Here is a 16,738-nt window from a genome sequence, read left to right as displayed (position 1 = left end):
GCTTTGGCTAATACAAATCCACGCGGGCGCCGCAAAAAGCGCCCGATCAATTACATAGCGATCGCCTTTGTCGTAATCTTATGCTTTTTAAGCGGCGCGGTTACCTACGGGGTTTTGGATCTCGTATTTTCGGGCAATAAGGCTGCGTTGCAGCAAAGCTCGCGCAAACAAACTCCTGAGAGCACTTCCGATTCTCGCGGTAAAAAGCCTCGTTTAAGCGTTGCGGAGAAGGAAGCGCTGATTCAAAAGGAGCTTGATAAGATCGCCGAGCAAAACGTAACCGCGCCCAAGATGAGCATAGAGCCCGCACGGCAGAATTTTGCAGGACAAAATTCTACAAACGGCAATTTGCAAAATTCCGTAAATTCTATGGCTTCCTCAAATTTCGCCGCCGTAAATTCGGCGAGTGACGGATCGGACGTAAATTTTACCGCGTCAAATTCCGCTTTAGAAAATTCCATAAATTCTACCGCGCAAAGCCACGCTTCTAGCGGCGCGGACGATCTTTCTAAATCGCCGCGCAAGGCTTTGCCCGCAGGCTCTCGCGCAAAGCTAGCGATCATCATCGACGACGTAGGCACCGGCGAGCAGGCACAAAAGATCGCCGCTCTGCCCGTGCGCGTGACGCCGTCCATCTTTCCACCCGAATATCAGCGCAAGGACACGAGCTCGCTCGCTCGCGGCTTTGAGCATTACGCGATCCACCTGCCGATGGAGGCTAGCTCTGCGAAAAATAACTCCGCGACGCTGCGAGCCTCGGATAATTACGAGAAGCTTCGCGGCGTCATAGCCAAGCTGCGCGCGGACTTTCCGAACGCTAAATTTATAAACAACCACACCGGTTCTAAATTTACCGCCGACGAGCGCGCGATGCAAAACCTGCTGCGCGCGATGAACGAGCATGGATTTTTATTTATCGACTCGCGCACTAGCCCCGCTACGAAGGCTAAGGCGGCGATGAAGGGGCTCGGCATGCGATACGTGCATCGCGATGTGTTTTTAGATAATCAAAACAGCGTCGCTGCGGTGCGTAAAAAGCTGCGTGAAGCCGTGACGCTTGCTAAAAAACAGGGCTATGCCATCGCCATCGGCCATCCCAAAAGCTCCACTCTGCGCGCGCTTGCAAACAGCGCCGACATCCTAAGCGAGGTCGATTTGGTCTATTTGGACGAAATTTATGAGTACTACGAGTGAGCTCGGTTTTAAAATCCAGGGCTTAAAAAGGCTCGGCGCAAGCGAGCCCGCGCGGCTGTATTTTAGGGGCGAGCCGGCGATGTTACAAAAGCGCCGCATCTCGATCGTGGGCTCGCGCAAGATGAGCGTTTATAGCAAAAATTTGATTCTGCGCCTCGCGCGCGCTTTGAGTGATGCGGACTTTTGCGTCGTAAGCGGCGCGGCGATCGGCTGTGACATAGCCGCGCACGAAGGGGCGTTTCCAAACACGATCGCGGTTTTTGGCAACGGTCTTGATCAAATTTATCCCGCGCAAAACGCTGCTATGATCGGCAAAATTTACGAGCGTAGCCTCGCGCTTAGCGAGTATGAGGACGGCGTGAGTGCGCGCGGATTTCAGTTTTTGCAGCGCAACCGCATCGTCGTGGCGCTGTCCGAAGCGCTGATCGTCGCTCAGGCAGAGCCCCGCAGCGGCTCACTGCAAAGCGCGCGCCTAGCTCGCGAGATGGGCGTGCCCGTGTACGTGCTGCCGCACCGAATGGACGAGAGCGCGGGCACGAATGATCTGCTCGCAAAATCCCAGGCGCGACTGATTGCGGATTTTGGCGAGTTTGTCGCCTCTTTGGCTCCGCAGACGCCGAAAAACACTGAGCGCGCGCAGGATGAGGTGATAGAATTTTTAGCTCTAAATTCCGATTTGCAAGCGGCGATCGAGCGCTTCGGAGATAAAATTTACGAATACGAGCTTGAAGGCAGGATCGAAATTTTAGGCGCAAAGATCGTGGCAAAGTAGCCGGCGGCAGGCGCTTGCTCGCCATGATTTAATCGGCGCCGCCCGCCGGCACAGCGTGTTTGCACGGCGCGTAGTCTGCGCAGTCGGTGTTTAAATTTAGAAAAAGGCTGCTCGGTAGAATTTTACTTTCCGCAAGTAGCACTTGAGCTTAAAACAAACCCGCGCGGCTTGTTTTTGTGCAGCGCCGCTTGCCTCCGCTTGCGGTAATGATCGGTTTGTGAATGCTTCTCGCGATCTATAAATACTTTGCGGCGCAGAATTTAAGCTTTAAAATGCATCAAATTTTCTGAAATAGCGTTTAAATGTTTGTTTGCCTATCGTGCTAAATTTTTGCGGGTAAATTTGGCTGCGGATTTCAGCGCAAGCGTGGTAGGCTGAATTTGCCGCAAGGAAAAATTTTGAGCGTGGCGGCAAAATTTTACGAGCTATAAAGCGCAGAGGGGCTGTGTCTGCTCCGTCGCGTGAGTGCGGGTTTGCTTTAAAATTTTGGTTTTACGTGGGGTGGGTTGGTTGCACGTCCGGTACCTGCACGGCAGGATTTATGCCCGCCGTGAGTTTGGGTGTCGCTTACGTGCAGCTCACGCGGACTCAGTGCGGATGTACCTGCCAGGTGCGGCGATCGAAATTTTGGAATTTGAAGCTCGCGGCACACTAAATTTAATAGCTCGTAAGCGGCGCGAGCGAGTGAAATTTATTATGCCTATTTTGTATGAAATTTCATAAAATTCCACGGTGGAATTCTGCGATAAAATTTAGCTATGAAATTCCGATCGCGGAATTTCGGCGATAGAATTTTAATGGCGGAATTCCGCAAAATTTGATGTTAGCAAAGGATAAATTTTGATAGTTGCGATCGATCTTGGGCTTAAACGTATCGGCGTGGCGGCGGCACCGGATGATAAGACGCCGCTTCCGTGCGAGCCGATCCTGCGCAAAAACCGCACCCAAGCCGCGCGCGAGCTAAGCGAACTGCTGCGCGAAAAGGGTGCCAGCGTGCTGGTGCTTGGCGTACCGCGCGGCGGGGCGAGCGAGGAGGAGATGAGCAGGCGCATACGCCACTTCGCCTCGCTGCTGGATTTTGATGGCGAGATAAAATTTCAAGACGAGAGCTTTTCGAGCGCCGAAGCGGCGGAGTTTGCGAGTAAAGGCGCTAAAGGCGGCGGCAAGGATCCGCGCTTTGATAGCATCGCCGCGACGATAATTTTGCAAAGGTTTTTGTCGAGCAAGGGTTAGGCGCGTAGCAACGTAATTTACACGCGGCGGTGAAAGATAAAACCGCCGCTCGTCTGTTTTGTCGCCGTTTGAAAGGCCGCAGAATTTTACTCGCTCGCCTAAAATAGACGGAATTCATGCGCGCCGAAAGTCGGTAAAATTTTATTGTCCACTAAGGTTTGGCAGAATTTTACTTTGCCCGCAAAGAGCCTGCGGAATTTATTTTGGCTGTAGTCGTAAATGACGCTTTATGTAGTTAAATCAAGTGAGATTGACGGTGGTTTGAGCTTCAAGTAGTGAGGCTTATGTATTTTGGGATCTGCGTTCGCGTGTACGGCTACTATTTAAGTTTCTTTAAAGGTCTATTTAGACGCAAAGAATGCTAAGCAAAATTGCAAAAACGCGGATGCATCATAGAATAGGGCGCAAATTTTGCGATAAATTTCATTTAGGGAGCGGTTATGTTTAAGATCGCGATGTTGGTAAAAAGGGCACCGGGCATCACGCAGCAGGAGTTTGTGGCACACTGAGCGGCGCATTCACAAAAGGTTTTAGCTAATCAAAAGGTACTAAATATCGTCCGCTATGCAAAAACGATGCCCATCTTTCCAGAGAGGCAGAGCACCAAGCGCGAGACGGCGGCGTTTGACTACGATGCGATGGGCGAGCTGTGGTATGAGAGCGTGCAGGCGTTTGCGGATGCGCGAAACAGTGAGGCGGCGCGAGCGGTGCTAGCGGAGCTGATGGCGGATGAGGCGAAGTTTTGCGATATGAAAAACTCCGTGATGTGGTTCGGCGAGGAGGAGGCTGTGATAGAGTTTGAGCGCTAGGGAGCGCGGCTTGCGCTTTGCAGCGAATAAAATTTTGAAGTAAAGCAATTCTACGTGGCATTTGGGTTTTAAAACTAGCAGAATTTTACGAGCTGGGCTTGCGCGGCTGAAATCTCAGTCGCAACCTACATAGATGAAATTTACGTACGCAATACAGATATCGCGCAGTCTTGATTATTTTAAGACTCACCATATCTAATTGGTGCGATCTAAGAAGTCTGGGTATTGGAGCCAAAACGCCTAAAGACGCATTACGCCTGCAGTTTTGGCATAGGCAAGCCTATTTCTAAGATAAAATTTAAAGGCTGGCAGTATAAAATTGTTTAAAATTTCTAAGCAGCAATGCAAAATTTTCAAAAGTTTTCTATGGCGCGGCAAGATGCTCACCATGGGCTTGGTATGCAACAAAATATTTTACACACTAGATTATCGCCCTGATAAATTACCATTGCAGAGGCTGTAGGCGTTTTAGACCTAAAGGATTAAATGCTTTAGTTATTATAAATACTGCAGGCGCCGTGGATGCCGCATAGACGGTGCGAGTAAAAAGTGGGGCGGCCAGCCATAAAAACAATCTTGCAAGTAAAATTTTAATTTGTCTTTTTAAAATTCAGCTCAAAGCTCCGTTTAAAATTTTATTTAAAATTTTGCTTAGGATTTTGATAGGAATTTTGCAGGAATTTCGCCGCAAATTTCACAGCTATTATCAAAAATTAAAATTTTATCCCTCGCTTTTTGCTATAATTATTTTTAAAATTTAAAAGGAGCAAAAATGAAAATTTTAGCATCGATTGCCGCACTAATCGTAGCAGCCTACTTGCTCGCGCAGATATTTTTCCCGCAAGGGGTCTCGTTTGTCGGATGCGGCGTCGGTAGGGCTAATTCGTGCGAAGACTATGGAGCGTATTTGCTTGAAGAGCGCGATTATGAGGCAGCAAAAAAGCCGTTTGAAAAAGCTTGTGAAGCGGGGCTGGAAAATAGCTGTGCTATCGCGGGGGATTTATATTACGACGAGCAAAATTTATATAAAACTACGAAAGATAAGGGCAAGTCTGCGCGGTTTTATTCCAAAGCGTGCGAGCTGGGAGCTGCCAAAGCTTGCTACAACGCCGCGATAATCTCTTATAAAAATGCCGATAAGAAAAATACGTTCGCATTTTTTGCCAAATCATGCGATTTGGGATTAGGCGAGGGCTGCTTAAATACTGCGGTCGCTAGCTACGAAGAAAAAGACTATCAGGGCGCTCTTAAGTTTTTCCTCAAATCTTGCGATGCTGCTTTGGCGGAGGGATGCCAAAGGGTCGGGCTAGCGTATTCAAAGAAGGAATTTGGCGAGCCGGATCTGGATAAGGCGATGATATACTACGACAAGGCCTGCAAGCTGGGAGCTGAGTTTAGCTGCAATGTAGTAGCCGCGATGAATAAAATAAATGCAAGCGAGGCTAATGCGACTAAATAGATGGCAGGGCTAGCTAGATAATACCGGCGAGATCGAAATTAGTATAGAAATTTTGCGGAGCTTTATGGGATTTTACGAAATTCTGTGGAATTTTATTTCTAAATTTTATTGCTGAAATTCCGCATATTGCGATAATATCTATAGATAGTGGTTTTAAAATTTCAGTATTTTGGAAGTTTAGAATTTAATCTATGCTGGGGATTTTATTGACATAATTTTAATTTGTCATAGACTTACCCATCGCGATATAGGGATTTCATCATAATCATGGTGCTAAATTATATATCGTTGAAGGAGAAAAAATTGCGCAAACTAGCGAGTAGCTATGCAATCACAGCTGATATGGCAAAAATATCCGAAAAGATCACACGGATAATCAATCTGCGAAGTAAGTAAAATCAATTATCAAGTGGATGGAATCTATCAATAAACAAGTAAAATTATTAATTGCAAAGTAAGCAAAATCGATCTGTAAATGGGTAGATCAAGCTTAATCTAACTCGAAGTAGCCTGTAAATAAGCTAAATTGCAAGCAAGATAAATTTTAAGTAGGCATATTGTAAGAAAGTAAAATTTTAGATGAGATAAGTGGGATAAATCGATTTCAAATCACCGTAGAAGTTGGATGACGATCCTAATTTAAAGCCCCATTTTTCCGGGATTTAAGATACCTTTTGGATCGAACGCCCTTTTGATTGCGCGAAATAGTTCCATCTCTGCTGCGCTAAAAGCTAGTGGCATAAATTCTGCTTTGTTTAGCCCGATGCCGTGCTCGCCGCTGAGCGTACCGCCAAGATCAACTGCAGCTTTGAAAATTTCGGTGATTGCGTCATGTCCGCGTCGCACTTGAGCTTCATCTTTTTTGTCGGCGACCATGACGTTGGTGTGGACATTGCCGTCGCCCGTATGCCCGAAGCATGGCACGCGCACGCCGTATTTATCGCCGATGCGCGCGATACGGCGCAGTAGCTCGGGCAGCTGCGAGCGCGGGACGGTGATGTCCTCATTTAGCTTAAGCGTGCCGTAGATATTGATCGCCTGCGAGCAGTTGCGTCTCGCAAACCAAATGCCCGCACGCTCTTCTTCGCTTTCTGCGATGCGAAAGTCGCTCGCGCCGTTTTGAACGAAAATTTCTTTTATGAGTGCGAGCTCCTCCAAAAGCACCGCTTCTAAATTGCCGTCGGTTTCGCAGATCAAAATCGCGCCCGCACCCTTCGGCAAGCCCTTATGAAATTTCTCCTCGACCGCGGCTATGCACAGCGCGTCTAAAAATTCCATCGCCACGGGCGTGATACCGGCAGCCATCGTCTTATACACGGCATTCATTGCTGCATCTACGCTAGGAAAGACGCCCATCGCAGTCTTTTTAAGCTTTGGCATCGGGATGAGCTTGAGTGTGATTTCGGTAATGACGGCAAGTGCACCTTCGCTTGCGATTAAAATTCCTGCCACGTTGAAGCCTGCGACATCTTTGATAGTGCGTTTGCCCGCTCGGATCACCTCTCCATTAGGCAGTACCGCACGCAGTGCCATTACATAGTCTTTGGTGATGCCGTATTTTGCGGCGCGCATACCGCCGGAGTTTTCGGCGACATTGCCTCCTAGCGTGGAATAATCCTGGCTTGCGGGATCGGGCGGATAAAAAAGCCCGCGCGCTGCGGCTGCTTTTTGCAGATCGATATTTATGCAGCCGGGTTGGACTACGGCGAGTAGATTTTGCATGTCGATTTCTAGAATTTTATTCATATGTTTTTCAAATGCTAAAATCACTCCGCCGTTTGCGGCTAAAGATCCACCCGTAAAACCGCTACCTGCGCCTCTTGGAACTATGGGGATTAAATTTTCGTTGCAGAATTTTAAAATTTGACTGACATCGTCCTCACTTTGCGGGAAAAGCACGCCGTCCGGCAGGCAGCGTCTTTTCGTCGCGTCGTAGCAGTATGCTGTGCGATGAGCCTCGTCAAAATAGGCATTATCCGCGCCTAATAGATTTGTAAAAAACGCTTGCGCAGCGCTATTCATCGCCGTCTAAGCCCAGCAAATAGCGGTAGTGCTTGTCGTAATCGCTGATCGGGCCGTTAGTAAAGTCCCAAATGACGGTCTTTATCTCGCCCACGCGTGAGTAAAACGGCAGCTGATAATAAGCCACGCTGCCGCTAGCGAACGTGCGCAAAGGCTTGAAACTACCGCAGTCGGCAAATACGCCTTGTTTATCCATCGCGATAAAAATCAGTCCGGCGCTGTTTTGCGCGCAAATTTTACGAAAATCGTCGCGGCTGGGATTTGGCTTGTGGTTGTAGCTAAGATAGGTGCCACCAAGATCTGGGTGGATAAAATTTATATTTGGAAAAGCCTTGATAACCTGCTCGTAAATTTCGGCGTTAGGTGCGACGATTATGGCGCGGTCATAGAGGAAATTTAAGATCACTTTATCGCCGCTTGAGGGTAAAATTTTAGGCAGTGGCAGCGCCTCTTGAGCTAACATATCAAAGACCTCAAATCGCACCTTTGCCTTGCCTGAGCTTTTTTGCGTCACGACTGCGCGCGCGATGATGGAGCTTGCGCCGCTACCGAAATTATGCATCACTACTCCGCTGCTACCTACGGCAATCGTAGGGCTATCTGCAATCTCGCCCGAACCATCAGTTACGCTAAGTAGGGCGGTCTCGTATCGCGGCATGTTAAATTCCGCCCCTATCGCCGCGCTTAAAAATAGACTCAAAATAAGTAAAGCTTTTTTCAAAATTCTGCTCCTGAATAAAATTTCGGCTAATTATACATAAAACTTTGAAATTAGCGATAAAATTCCGCGGTATTTACGAAATATAAGCGTTTTTTCGTTACAATCCCGCCTTAAAATAATATTTCAAAGCGGTTTTATATGACTAGAATTTTTATATTGCTTTTTCTGTGGATAGGCGTAGTTTTTGCGAACAACCCTAGCGTAGAGAAGTTTGCCTGGCCCGATGGCGTGAGTCTGCTGCAATTTATGGAAACTGCGGGCATCCCCGCATCTGTATATTACGACCTGGATAAAGAGGATCAAGAGCTTGCCGCTGAGGTGCGAGCGGGCGTGGAGTGTCAAATTTTGCGTGATCCAGCAGGTCGCGTCTCCCAGCTGTTAATCCCCGTCAGTGAGGAGCTTCAGATCCACATCTACCGCGATAAATTCGGCACTTTTAGATTCGTTTATACTCCGATAGTTTATGAGGAAAACAGCTACTCTTTAGGAATTCAGATCGAAAGCTCGCCCTATCAAGACATCATCAAAGCTACGGGCAATGCGGCTTTAGCGAATGAGTTTATGCTTGTTTTTAAAAATGAGGTAAATTTTAAAAAGCTGCAAAAGGGCGATCGGCTCGTGATCTTGTATGAGCAAAAAACGCGCCTTGGCAAGCCTTTCGGCGGAGTAAATATCACCGCAGGAATGATCGAGGAAAATAAAAAGCCCAAATCGCTATATTTTTTCGATGATAAATACTACGACCGAAGCGGCAAAAAGGTCGAATCTTTTCTGCTGATTACGCCGCTTGTTTATACTAGAATTTCATCCTATTTTACCCCTAAAAGATTTCATCCGATTTTAAAGCGATATCGTGCGCATTTGGGCGTGGATTATGCAGCTCCCAAAGGCACTAGGGTAAATGCAGCAGGAGCGGGCAAGATTAGCTTTGTAGGGCGTAAAAACGGCTACGGCAATACCGTCGAAATCAACCACGGCGGCGGCATTAGCACGCTTTATGCACATCTTAGTGGCTTTGCTAGCGGCACAAAAGCAGGCGTTAGCGTCAAGCAAGGTCAATTAATCGCCTACGTGGGCTCGACCGGGCTTAGTTCGGGACCGCATCTGCACTTCGGACTTTATAAAAATAAGCAGGCGATAGATCCGCTTAAGGTAGTCAAGATTGAAAAAACTAACGTCATAAGTGCCGAGGAGCTTAAATTTAAAGCTCTCGTCAAAGATATGGACGCTAGAATGGCTGCGGCTAAAGACGGCTCGAAAAACCCTGCTAAATTTGAAAATTACGAGTCGCTTATCACGATAAATTAAGGCTGAAAATGGAAAATAAAGAGCAGCTGGACGATGTCGAGGAAGCCAAAGCGCTTCTTGATGCGCACTTGGACGATACGCTTGAGCATGAGCTAAGCGCCGCCGATCTTACGGAGCATTTAAAAACTCTAAAGAAGCACGACGAAGAAAAATACGTAGAATTCTTAAAAAAGCTAGATCCTGAGGATCTTGCCGATGCTGCGCTTGAGATGCCCGAGCATATGCTCGAAGATGTCATCGAAACTCTGCCTCACGAAAAGATCGTCAAAGCGATTGAGGAGCTCGAAAGCGACGATCAGGCAGAGCTTTTGCAAAATATCGGCGAAATCGACGAGGACAAGGCCGAGCAGATTTTCTATGGGCTTGACGAGGACGATCGCCACGATATTCTTACTATCTCCAAATATAGCGAAGATGAGGCGGGCGCGTATATGCAGACTGAGGTCTTTAGCGCGAGGCAGGATCAGACCCTGGGACAGGCGGTCGAGATGCTGCGCATTATGCGCGAAAAGGACGAGATCGAAAACGTCTTTCAGCTCTTCGTGCTCGATAAAAAGGGACATTTGCTTACTACCTTTTCGACGTCCGATCTGATTTTATACGATTTTTCGCTCACGCTGGAGCAAATTTCACAAAAATTCGGCGCCGAAAACAAAATCCACTTCGCCACCGATACCGATAAGATCGACGACGTGATCAAGGACTTTGAGGAATTCGATCTTAACGTCATACCCGTAGTCGATGCTAACGGCGTGCTCATCGGGCGTATCACCGCCGATGATATTCACGATCTCATCCAAGAGCGCGCCACCGAGCAAATTTACAACCTCGCGGGCGTCGATGACGAAGCGGAGGACGATGAGACTACGATCTTTAAGGCGGGACGCGCGCGCGCTGTGTGGCTAGCGGTAAATTTATGCACGGCGATCGTAAGCTCCACGATCATCGGACTTTTTGACGCCACTATCGAAAAGCTGGTCGCACTTGCCGTGCTTATGCCGATAGTCGCCTCCATGGGCGGCAACACCGGCACGCAGGCGCTTACGGTAACCGTGCGCCGCCTAGCTTTGGGCGAGATAGCGTTTAAAGACAAAAAGCAGGTTCTCTTTCGCGAGATCACGATCGCTTTCATAAACGGCCTCATTTTTGCCACGCTGATGGGGTTTGTGGCGTATTTTTGGTTCGGCATTAAGCTTTTGGGGCTAGTGATTGCGATGTCGATGGTGCTAAATTTAACTCTTGCGGGGCTTTTTGGCGCCGTCATTCCGATCACGCTTAAAAAATTAAATATCGACCCAGCCGTCGGCAGCTCCGTGCTGCTTACCACGGTTACGGATATCGTGGGATTTTTTAGCTTTTTAGGACTTGCGACATGGATACTACTATAAAAAATTTTAAAATTTCCGAGCTTAAAAGCTCGAATTTCGTTAAACCCTTTCGCTTGAGCTTTGAAATGGACGGCGTAGCGCGCGCGTGGGACTGCGTCAAGGTGCACGATAGCGTCTCGATTTTGCTCTACCATACGCAGCGCGACGCGCTTTTGCTCGTTAAGCAGTTTCGCCCCAGCGTGTGGTTTTATCAAGAGGAAAATTTAATAAATTCGCCCGAGAAGGGCTACACCTATGAGCTTTGCGCTGGCATTTTAGACAAGGGCATCAGCGAGGAGCAAACGGCGATCGAAGAGGTGCTCGAGGAGACGGGCTATGCCGTGAAGGATCTGAAATTTATCACGAGCTACTACAGCGCCCTTGGCTTTGCGGCGAACCGTCAAATTTTATATTTCGCGTGCATCGACGAATCGATGAAGATCAGTCGCGGTGGCGGCGTGGACGGCGAGAAGATCGAGCTTTTCTACCTGCCTGCGGCCAAGGCGCGGGAGTTTATGTTTGACGAAAAGATCGTGCGCGCGCCGGGGCTGATCTTGGCGTTTCAGTGGTTTTTGAGCGAGTTTAAAGCTTAGCGGCGAGACGGAATTTCGCGTGCTGCTGCGCGCTTTTGCGTCTCGGCTTTAAATTTAAAGGACGGCGATGAGGGTTTTACTTAGGCTGTGCGTTATCGCGGCGTGTGTTTATGTCTGCGTGCTAGCGGGACTTTATATCTTTCAAGAACGGCTAATATTTTTGGGCGAGCCGCTGGATAAAAACTTCAAATTTAGCTTTGAAAATTCCGAATTTACTGGACTTGTGAACGCGCCCGAGAGCGGCGCACATTTAGATACGCCGTCGTCCGCTACGCAAAATAGTGCGGCGACAAACGGCGCTGCGGACGAAAGCGCTTCTGCAGCGAGCGACACAAAAGAAAGCGGCGCCGCAGCGGGCGAGATCAAAAACGAAAGCGCTCAAACTAGCGGCGAGCATATCGGCGAAAATACTTCTCAGGACATCGCAGCGGGCAATAAGACAAACGCCGCTGCGATAAAATTTCAAGAGATCAATATCCCCTTTCAAGGTGGGTCGATAAACGGGCTGAAATTTAGCGCGGCAGAGCCTAAAGGCGCGATTTTGTTCTTTCACGGCAACTTCGGCGACGTGAGCGGCTGGGGCGCATACGGCGCGGATTTTGCGGCTTTGGGATACGATTTTTATATTTTCGATTACCCGGGCTACGGCAAATCGGACGGCAAAATTTCATCGCAGCAGCAGCTTTTTGCGAGCGCCGATGCGATGAGCCGCTACGTTTTAGCGCAGCATCCGCCAAGAAAGCTCGCGATGATCGGCTACTCGATCGGAAGCGGCATCGCGGCACAGCAGGCTGCGAAGTGGGATGCGGCGCGGCTGATTTTGCTCGCGCCCTATTTTAGCTTCGAGCGACTCGCGCACGAAAAAGCCCCCTTCGTGCCTAAATTTTTGATCCGCTATAAGATTCCTACTGCGGAATTTTTGCAAGCGGCACGCGGCACGCAGATCACGCTCATCCACGGAGCCGCAGATGAGCTGATACCGGTGCAACACTGCCGCGATCTTGCGGGATCTCTTAAGGCGGGCGATATATTTTATGAAATACCAGACGCGCGGCATAATGGACTGCTGGCAATGCCCGGGACTTGGAAGATTTTAAAAGAGAGGCTGCGCTAATATAGCGGAGCTCGGCGTAACATTTCACGCAGAATTCGACCGCTAAATTTTAAAATTTTACGCAAAATTCCGCGCGGATTAGGTCTTCGTAAAATCGCATGAAATTTTATAGCGGCAAAACACGGCGCCAAAAAAGAGGCGTAATTTCAAATTAAAATTTATGCGCCATTGGCGTAAGCATAGAGCCGACTTTGTAGCGTTAAATTCTTTCTAGCTCAGCTATGCCGTAAATTTAAAACTAAAATTTTTGCTAGGCCGCAACGCCGTATGCTTTAGCTGCGATAAAATTTTATGAAATTTTATGAAATTTTATGAAATTTTATGAAATTTTATGAAATTTTATCTCCGCAGTCGTTTATAAATTTCAAGTCTAAATTTTATATTTACGCCCCGACGGCGCCGTATTTTAGCCGCTTAAAATTCTGCCATATGAAATTCTATCTCGTAGAATTTTAATTCACCGCGCTCAAATTTTATCCGCCGCTCTGAAATTTATCCCGCCGCGTCTAAATTTATCCAGCCCGTCGCGCTTTACCGAAATTTATATTTAGTTGTTGTAAAATGCGTTTTTAAAAGGATTTTAGCGGGTTGTGATATGAGTATTTTAGAGCTTACGGAGTGCGTGGGCATCGCTTCGGCGGCGCTTAGCGGGTTTTTATTCGGCGTAAAGAAGGGCTGCGATTGGCTTGGGATCTTTATCGCGGCGTTTTTGACGGCGCTTGGTGGCGGAATCATGCGCGATACCTTAGTAAGCCGCGAAATCTACTCGTTTACGCACTATGCGCCCGTAACGATCGTGCTTGCGGTAAGCGCCGTAGCTATTTTCGCTAAACTTTACGAAAATCGCGATTTAGAGGGTAAATTTTTATTTATTCTAACCGATGCGATCGACGTCGTAAGCTTTTCGATCGTGGGAGCGATGGTCGCGCTAAGTTACAATCACAACGTTTTTGGCGTGGTGCTAATCGCGTTTTGCAACGGCGTGGGCGGCGGTATTTTGCGCGACGTGCTGCTGAACGAAGTGCCGTGGTTTTTGCATACGGGGCTTTATGGCACGATAAGCATGGGCGTGGGCTTGATATATTTCGTGCTTGATGGGTTGGGGCTTAGCGGCGCCTTTTCGGTGATTATTTTGCTGGTTTTAGGGGTTGCGTTTCGCATGGTGGCTTATTACAAATCTTGGCATCTGCCTAAAGTGGAGTATAAAAAATGAACTATTTGATGGATAATTTCGCGCGCGTAAACGTAGCGCTAGTAAGAGGCGAGGGCTCGATAGTCTATGACGAAGCGGGCAAGGACTACGTAGATTTTGGCGCGGGCATCGGCGTAAACTGCCTAGGGCACGCAAACGAGATCGTGCTGGAAGCGATCGGCACGCAAGCCGCGCAGATCATCCACGGCTCAAATATCTATAGAATTCTGCCCCAAGAAGCCCTGGCTCAAAAGATTAGCGAGCTTTTAGGATACCGCACATACGCGGTGTTTTGTAACTCGGGCGCGGAGGCTAACGAAGCGGCGATCAAAATGGCGCGCAAATACGGCACCGTAAACTTCCCTAATAAAAAATTTGAAATTCTAACTCTGCGAAATTCATTCCACGGCCGCACGCTAGCGACGCTACAAGCTACCGGGCAGGAGAAATTTCATCCGGAAATTTTTGCGCCCTATATGCCCGGATTTAAATTTTTCGACGATATCGAGGAGATCATCGCGCACATCGATGAAAACAGCGTCGCCGTGATGATCGAGCTAGTCCAGGGCGAGGGCGGTATCAAGCCTCTGGATAAGGCTAGCGTGCAAAAGCTGGCGGCTGTTTTGAAAGAGAAAAAGCTGCTTTTAATAACCGACGAGGTGCAGTGCGGCGTATATCGCACGGGCGAGTTTGCGACGTCGCAAATTTACGGCATCCGCCCCGACATCATCACCTTTGCCAAAGGTCTTGCGGGCGGCGTGCCGATCGGCGCGTGCGTGGCGCAGCAAAATATTTTCGCTCCGGGCGAGCACGGCAGCACCTTCGGCGGTAACTTTTTGGCGACCTCTACGGCGCTTGCGGTGCTTTCGCAGCTAGAGTTTTTAAAAGCGAGCGGCAAGCTTGATAAGACTATAAAAAGATTTATCAAAAAACTAGACACCATCGCCGCAGACTATCCTAGCCTGATCGAAAAGCACGTGGGGCTCGGTCTGATGCAAGGCCTCGTGCTACGCGATGAAAAAAACTTGGGCGAGATCTTTAACAAAGCCCTGCAAAACGGACTTTTGATCCTAAAATCCGGCAAGCGCACCCTTAGATTTTTGCCTGCATTAAATATCAAAAAATCCGAGATCAAAGAGGGCTTCGCGCGCCTACGCAAAAGCCTGGACGAGATAGTGCGGGCGTGAAATTTAGCGATTTTTTTGAGGGCTGGTTAAACGAGAGCTACTACGCAAATGCCGCTAAAATCGGTAAGAGCGGCGATTTTTACACTGCCGTGAGCGTAGGGAGTTTCTTTGGGATCTGCATCGCGCGCGAAATTTTACGCCTAAGCGCGGATTTTTGCGCGGCGCAAGAGTTAAGCTTAGACGCGGCGCCGAACCCAGATAGGTCGCGGCAAAATCTTGCGGCTAATCCTGGCAAGCTAAATTTAAATGCCGCGCCTGTAAAAAAGCCGCAAAATAGCGCTAAAATAACTATCGTAGAGATCGGCTCGCACGACGGACGGCTGCTTTGCGACATAGCGCAAGCTATCTTTACGCTGGGCGGCGCGGCGGCGCTTGATAAATTTAGCTTTGCGATCATCGAGCCGCACGAGCGCCTGCGCGAGCTGCAGCGGGCGAGCTTTGCGGAGAGCTTCGGCGATGAAATTGCGCTAAAGCACTTTACAAGCGCGCGCGAGGCGAAATTTAAAGATGCGATCTTTGTGGCAAATGAACTCTTCGACGCCTTTAAATGCGAGGCGGTGGACGGTGAAAATATGCTTTTTGTAAAGAGCGGTGCGGCAAAATTTGCCCCCATAAAAGAAGGCGAAATTTTGACCCTCGCGCGCAGATTCGGCATCTCGCGCGGCGAAATCCCTGTCGAATACTTTCGCTTCGCCCGCGAAATTTGCGCCAGCGCGCAGCGGTTTTATTTCATCGCCTTTGATTACGGACAGATGGGCGCTAGCGGCGATTTCAGCCTGCGGATCTACCGAAATCACGAAGTTTTTAGCTTCTTTGAGGTGCAAAACTTGAGCGATTTTTACGGCAAGAGCGATCTTACCTACGACGTAAATTTTGAAATTTTGCGTGCTGCGTTTGAGGACGCAGGCGCCGTCACGGCGGATTTTAAAAGACAGATCGCGGCTCTCATAGACTTCGGCGCGGTCCAGCTTTTAGAGCTTTTTATGCAAAAAAGCGGCGAGAAGGGCTATCGCAACGCGCTTTTGCAGTTTAATCACCTGCGCGCGGAGTTTGGTGAGAAGTTTAAGATGATAAAATTTAAAAAGGGGCTTTGATGAAAGCTTTTATCGATTGCGACTGCGAAATTTTGCAAAAGACGCTGGAGCTGTTTTTAAAAGATCATGCCGCAAGTGCGCAGGATTGCGACTTTGTGATAAGCGATGAGCCGCAAAGCTCGGCAAAACCGCTATTTTTGATCGGCGAGGGCGGTGATTTAGCGCTACCGTTTTCAAAGAATACTCTGCTATCCAGGCTAGAGGATTTCCAAGGTTCGCTAAAGCGGGATCTTAGCGAATACGACGCGGCGGAAGAGGAAATTTGCGCTCTGTTTGATGAGTTTAAGGAAAAAATCATCGAAATTTTAAGAAGGCAAAATGGCTAAATTTTCCAAACCCACCGGCGCGCTCTTTACGCAAATTTCAAGCGGCATTTATAAGGGCAAAAAGCCCGCTCTGCCCGCACTTTCGAGCACGCGCAGCACGAAAAGCATCGTAAAGGGCTCGTTTTTCGATACGTGGCGGGCGGAGTTGCGCGGCGCGGTGTTTATCGAGTGCTTCGGCGGCAGCGGTGCAATGGCGCTTGAAGCGCTAAGCAACGGCGCAAAAAACGTTTATGCGATCGAAAAGGACGCTGCCGCGCATAAGATAATGCGGAAAAATTTCGAGCTTTTCGGACTAGGCGCAAACGCGATTTTGGGCGATTGCTTCGAGCGACTGCCAGAAATTTTGC

General features: G+C 48.6%; 15 protein-coding genes and 2 pseudogenes. 15 read left to right on the top strand and 2 right to left on the bottom strand.

Features of this window, described 5'->3' with window-relative positions; genetic code table 11:
• The first annotated feature begins 3 nt into the window (after positions 1-3).
• The 5 genes and pseudogenes from Q0274_RS02670 to Q0274_RS02650 all read left to right on the top strand — a co-directional run bounded on the left by Q0274_RS02670 (position 4) and on the right by Q0274_RS02650 (position 5,467).
• A complete protein-coding gene (locus Q0274_RS02670; protein ID WP_298027489.1) occupies positions 4-1,194 on the top strand; it encodes a divergent polysaccharide deacetylase family protein in 1,191 nt (396 codons plus the stop codon).
• Complete coding sequence (locus Q0274_RS02665; RefSeq protein WP_298027487.1) at positions 1,178-1,966, top strand: DNA-processing protein DprA; 789 nt, start codon at positions 1,178-1,180, stop codon at positions 1,964-1,966. The genes Q0274_RS02670 and Q0274_RS02665 overlap by 17 nt, the downstream gene beginning before the upstream one ends.
• A gap of 840 nt (positions 1,967-2,806) precedes the next feature.
• Positions 2,807-3,199: a Holliday junction resolvase RuvX gene (gene ruvX, locus Q0274_RS02660; RefSeq protein ID WP_297960499.1), complete on the top strand. Its 393-nt coding sequence runs from the start codon at positions 2,807-2,809 to the stop codon at positions 3,197-3,199.
• A 524-nt stretch (positions 3,200-3,723) separates the two neighbouring features.
• Positions 3,724-4,008, top strand: a pseudogene (locus Q0274_RS02655) (EthD domain-containing protein); the annotation flags it as partial.
• Between the two features lie 772 nt (positions 4,009-4,780).
• Entirely contained in the window at positions 4,781-5,467 is a 687-nt protein-coding gene (locus tag Q0274_RS02650) for a tetratricopeptide repeat protein (RefSeq protein ID WP_298027485.1), read from the top strand.
• Between the two features lie 639 nt (positions 5,468-6,106).
• Here the strand turns inward: Q0274_RS02650 and Q0274_RS02645 are convergent.
• Positions 6,107-7,489 (bottom strand): FAD-linked oxidase C-terminal domain-containing protein, encoded by a 1,383-nt coding sequence (locus tag Q0274_RS02645; RefSeq protein WP_298027483.1) that lies wholly within the window; start codon positions 7,487-7,489, stop codon positions 6,107-6,109.
• Complete coding sequence (locus Q0274_RS02640) at positions 7,482-8,210, bottom strand: plasminogen-binding N-terminal domain-containing protein (protein ID WP_298027482.1); 729 nt, start codon at positions 8,208-8,210, stop codon at positions 7,482-7,484. The genes Q0274_RS02645 and Q0274_RS02640 overlap by 8 nt, the downstream gene beginning before the upstream one ends.
• A 138-nt stretch (positions 8,211-8,348) precedes the next feature.
• On the opposite strand from Q0274_RS02640, the gene Q0274_RS02635 reads away from it, so the two are divergent.
• The 10 genes and pseudogenes from Q0274_RS02635 to Q0274_RS11080 all read left to right on the top strand — a co-directional run.
• Complete coding sequence (locus Q0274_RS02635; protein WP_005871954.1) at positions 8,349-9,518, top strand: peptidoglycan DD-metalloendopeptidase family protein; 1,170 nt, start codon at positions 8,349-8,351, stop codon at positions 9,516-9,518.
• An 8-nt stretch (positions 9,519-9,526) separates the two neighbouring features.
• On the top strand, positions 9,527-10,906 hold the full coding sequence (gene mgtE, locus Q0274_RS02630; protein WP_298027480.1) for a magnesium transporter: 1,380 nt from the start codon (positions 9,527-9,529) through the stop codon (positions 10,904-10,906).
• The gene (locus tag Q0274_RS02625) at positions 10,891-11,478 is read left to right on the top strand and encodes an NUDIX hydrolase (protein WP_298027478.1); all 588 of its coding nucleotides are present in this window, start codon (positions 10,891-10,893) and stop codon (positions 11,476-11,478) included. The genes mgtE and Q0274_RS02625 overlap by 16 nt, the downstream gene beginning before the upstream one ends.
• Positions 11,479-11,545: 67 nt before the next feature.
• Entirely contained in the window at positions 11,546-12,592 is a 1,047-nt protein-coding gene (locus Q0274_RS02620; RefSeq protein ID WP_298027477.1) for an alpha/beta fold hydrolase, read from the top strand.
• A gap of 321 nt (positions 12,593-12,913) precedes the next feature.
• The gene (locus Q0274_RS02615; protein ID WP_298027475.1) at positions 12,914-13,048 is read left to right on the top strand and encodes a hypothetical protein; all 135 of its coding nucleotides are present in this window, start codon (positions 12,914-12,916) and stop codon (positions 13,046-13,048) included.
• A gap of 139 nt (positions 13,049-13,187) precedes the next feature.
• Positions 13,188-13,805 carry a TRIC cation channel family protein gene (locus tag Q0274_RS02610; protein ID WP_297963907.1) on the top strand — a complete coding sequence of 206 codons (618 nt, stop codon included), beginning with the start codon at positions 13,188-13,190 and terminating at the stop codon, positions 13,803-13,805.
• On the top strand, positions 13,802-14,971 hold the full coding sequence (locus Q0274_RS02605; protein ID WP_298027469.1) for an acetylornithine transaminase: 1,170 nt from the start codon (positions 13,802-13,804) through the stop codon (positions 14,969-14,971). The genes Q0274_RS02610 and Q0274_RS02605 overlap by 4 nt, the downstream gene beginning before the upstream one ends.
• Positions 14,968-16,065, top strand: coding sequence for an SAM-dependent methyltransferase (locus tag Q0274_RS02600; RefSeq protein ID WP_298027467.1), 1,098 nt, complete (start codon positions 14,968-14,970; stop codon positions 16,063-16,065). Before Q0274_RS02605 ends, Q0274_RS02600 begins: the two co-directional genes overlap by 4 nt.
• Complete coding sequence (locus Q0274_RS02595) at positions 16,065-16,391, top strand: hypothetical protein (RefSeq protein WP_298027465.1); 327 nt, start codon at positions 16,065-16,067, stop codon at positions 16,389-16,391. Before Q0274_RS02600 ends, Q0274_RS02595 begins: the two co-directional genes overlap by 1 nt.
• Positions 16,384-16,737: pseudogene (locus Q0274_RS11080) on the top strand (RsmD family RNA methyltransferase); the annotation flags it as partial. The gene Q0274_RS02595 and the pseudogene Q0274_RS11080, both read left to right, overlap by 8 nt.
• Position 16,738 lies beyond the last annotated feature (1 nt).

The sequence above is a fragment of the uncultured Campylobacter sp. genome (assembly GCF_937973075.1).
In the GTDB taxonomy this organism is placed as follows: Bacteria; Campylobacterota; Campylobacteria; order Campylobacterales; family Campylobacteraceae; genus Campylobacter_B.
The sequence above is the reverse complement of the archived record's forward strand: the minus strand, read 5'-3'. Positions and strand labels throughout refer to the sequence as shown.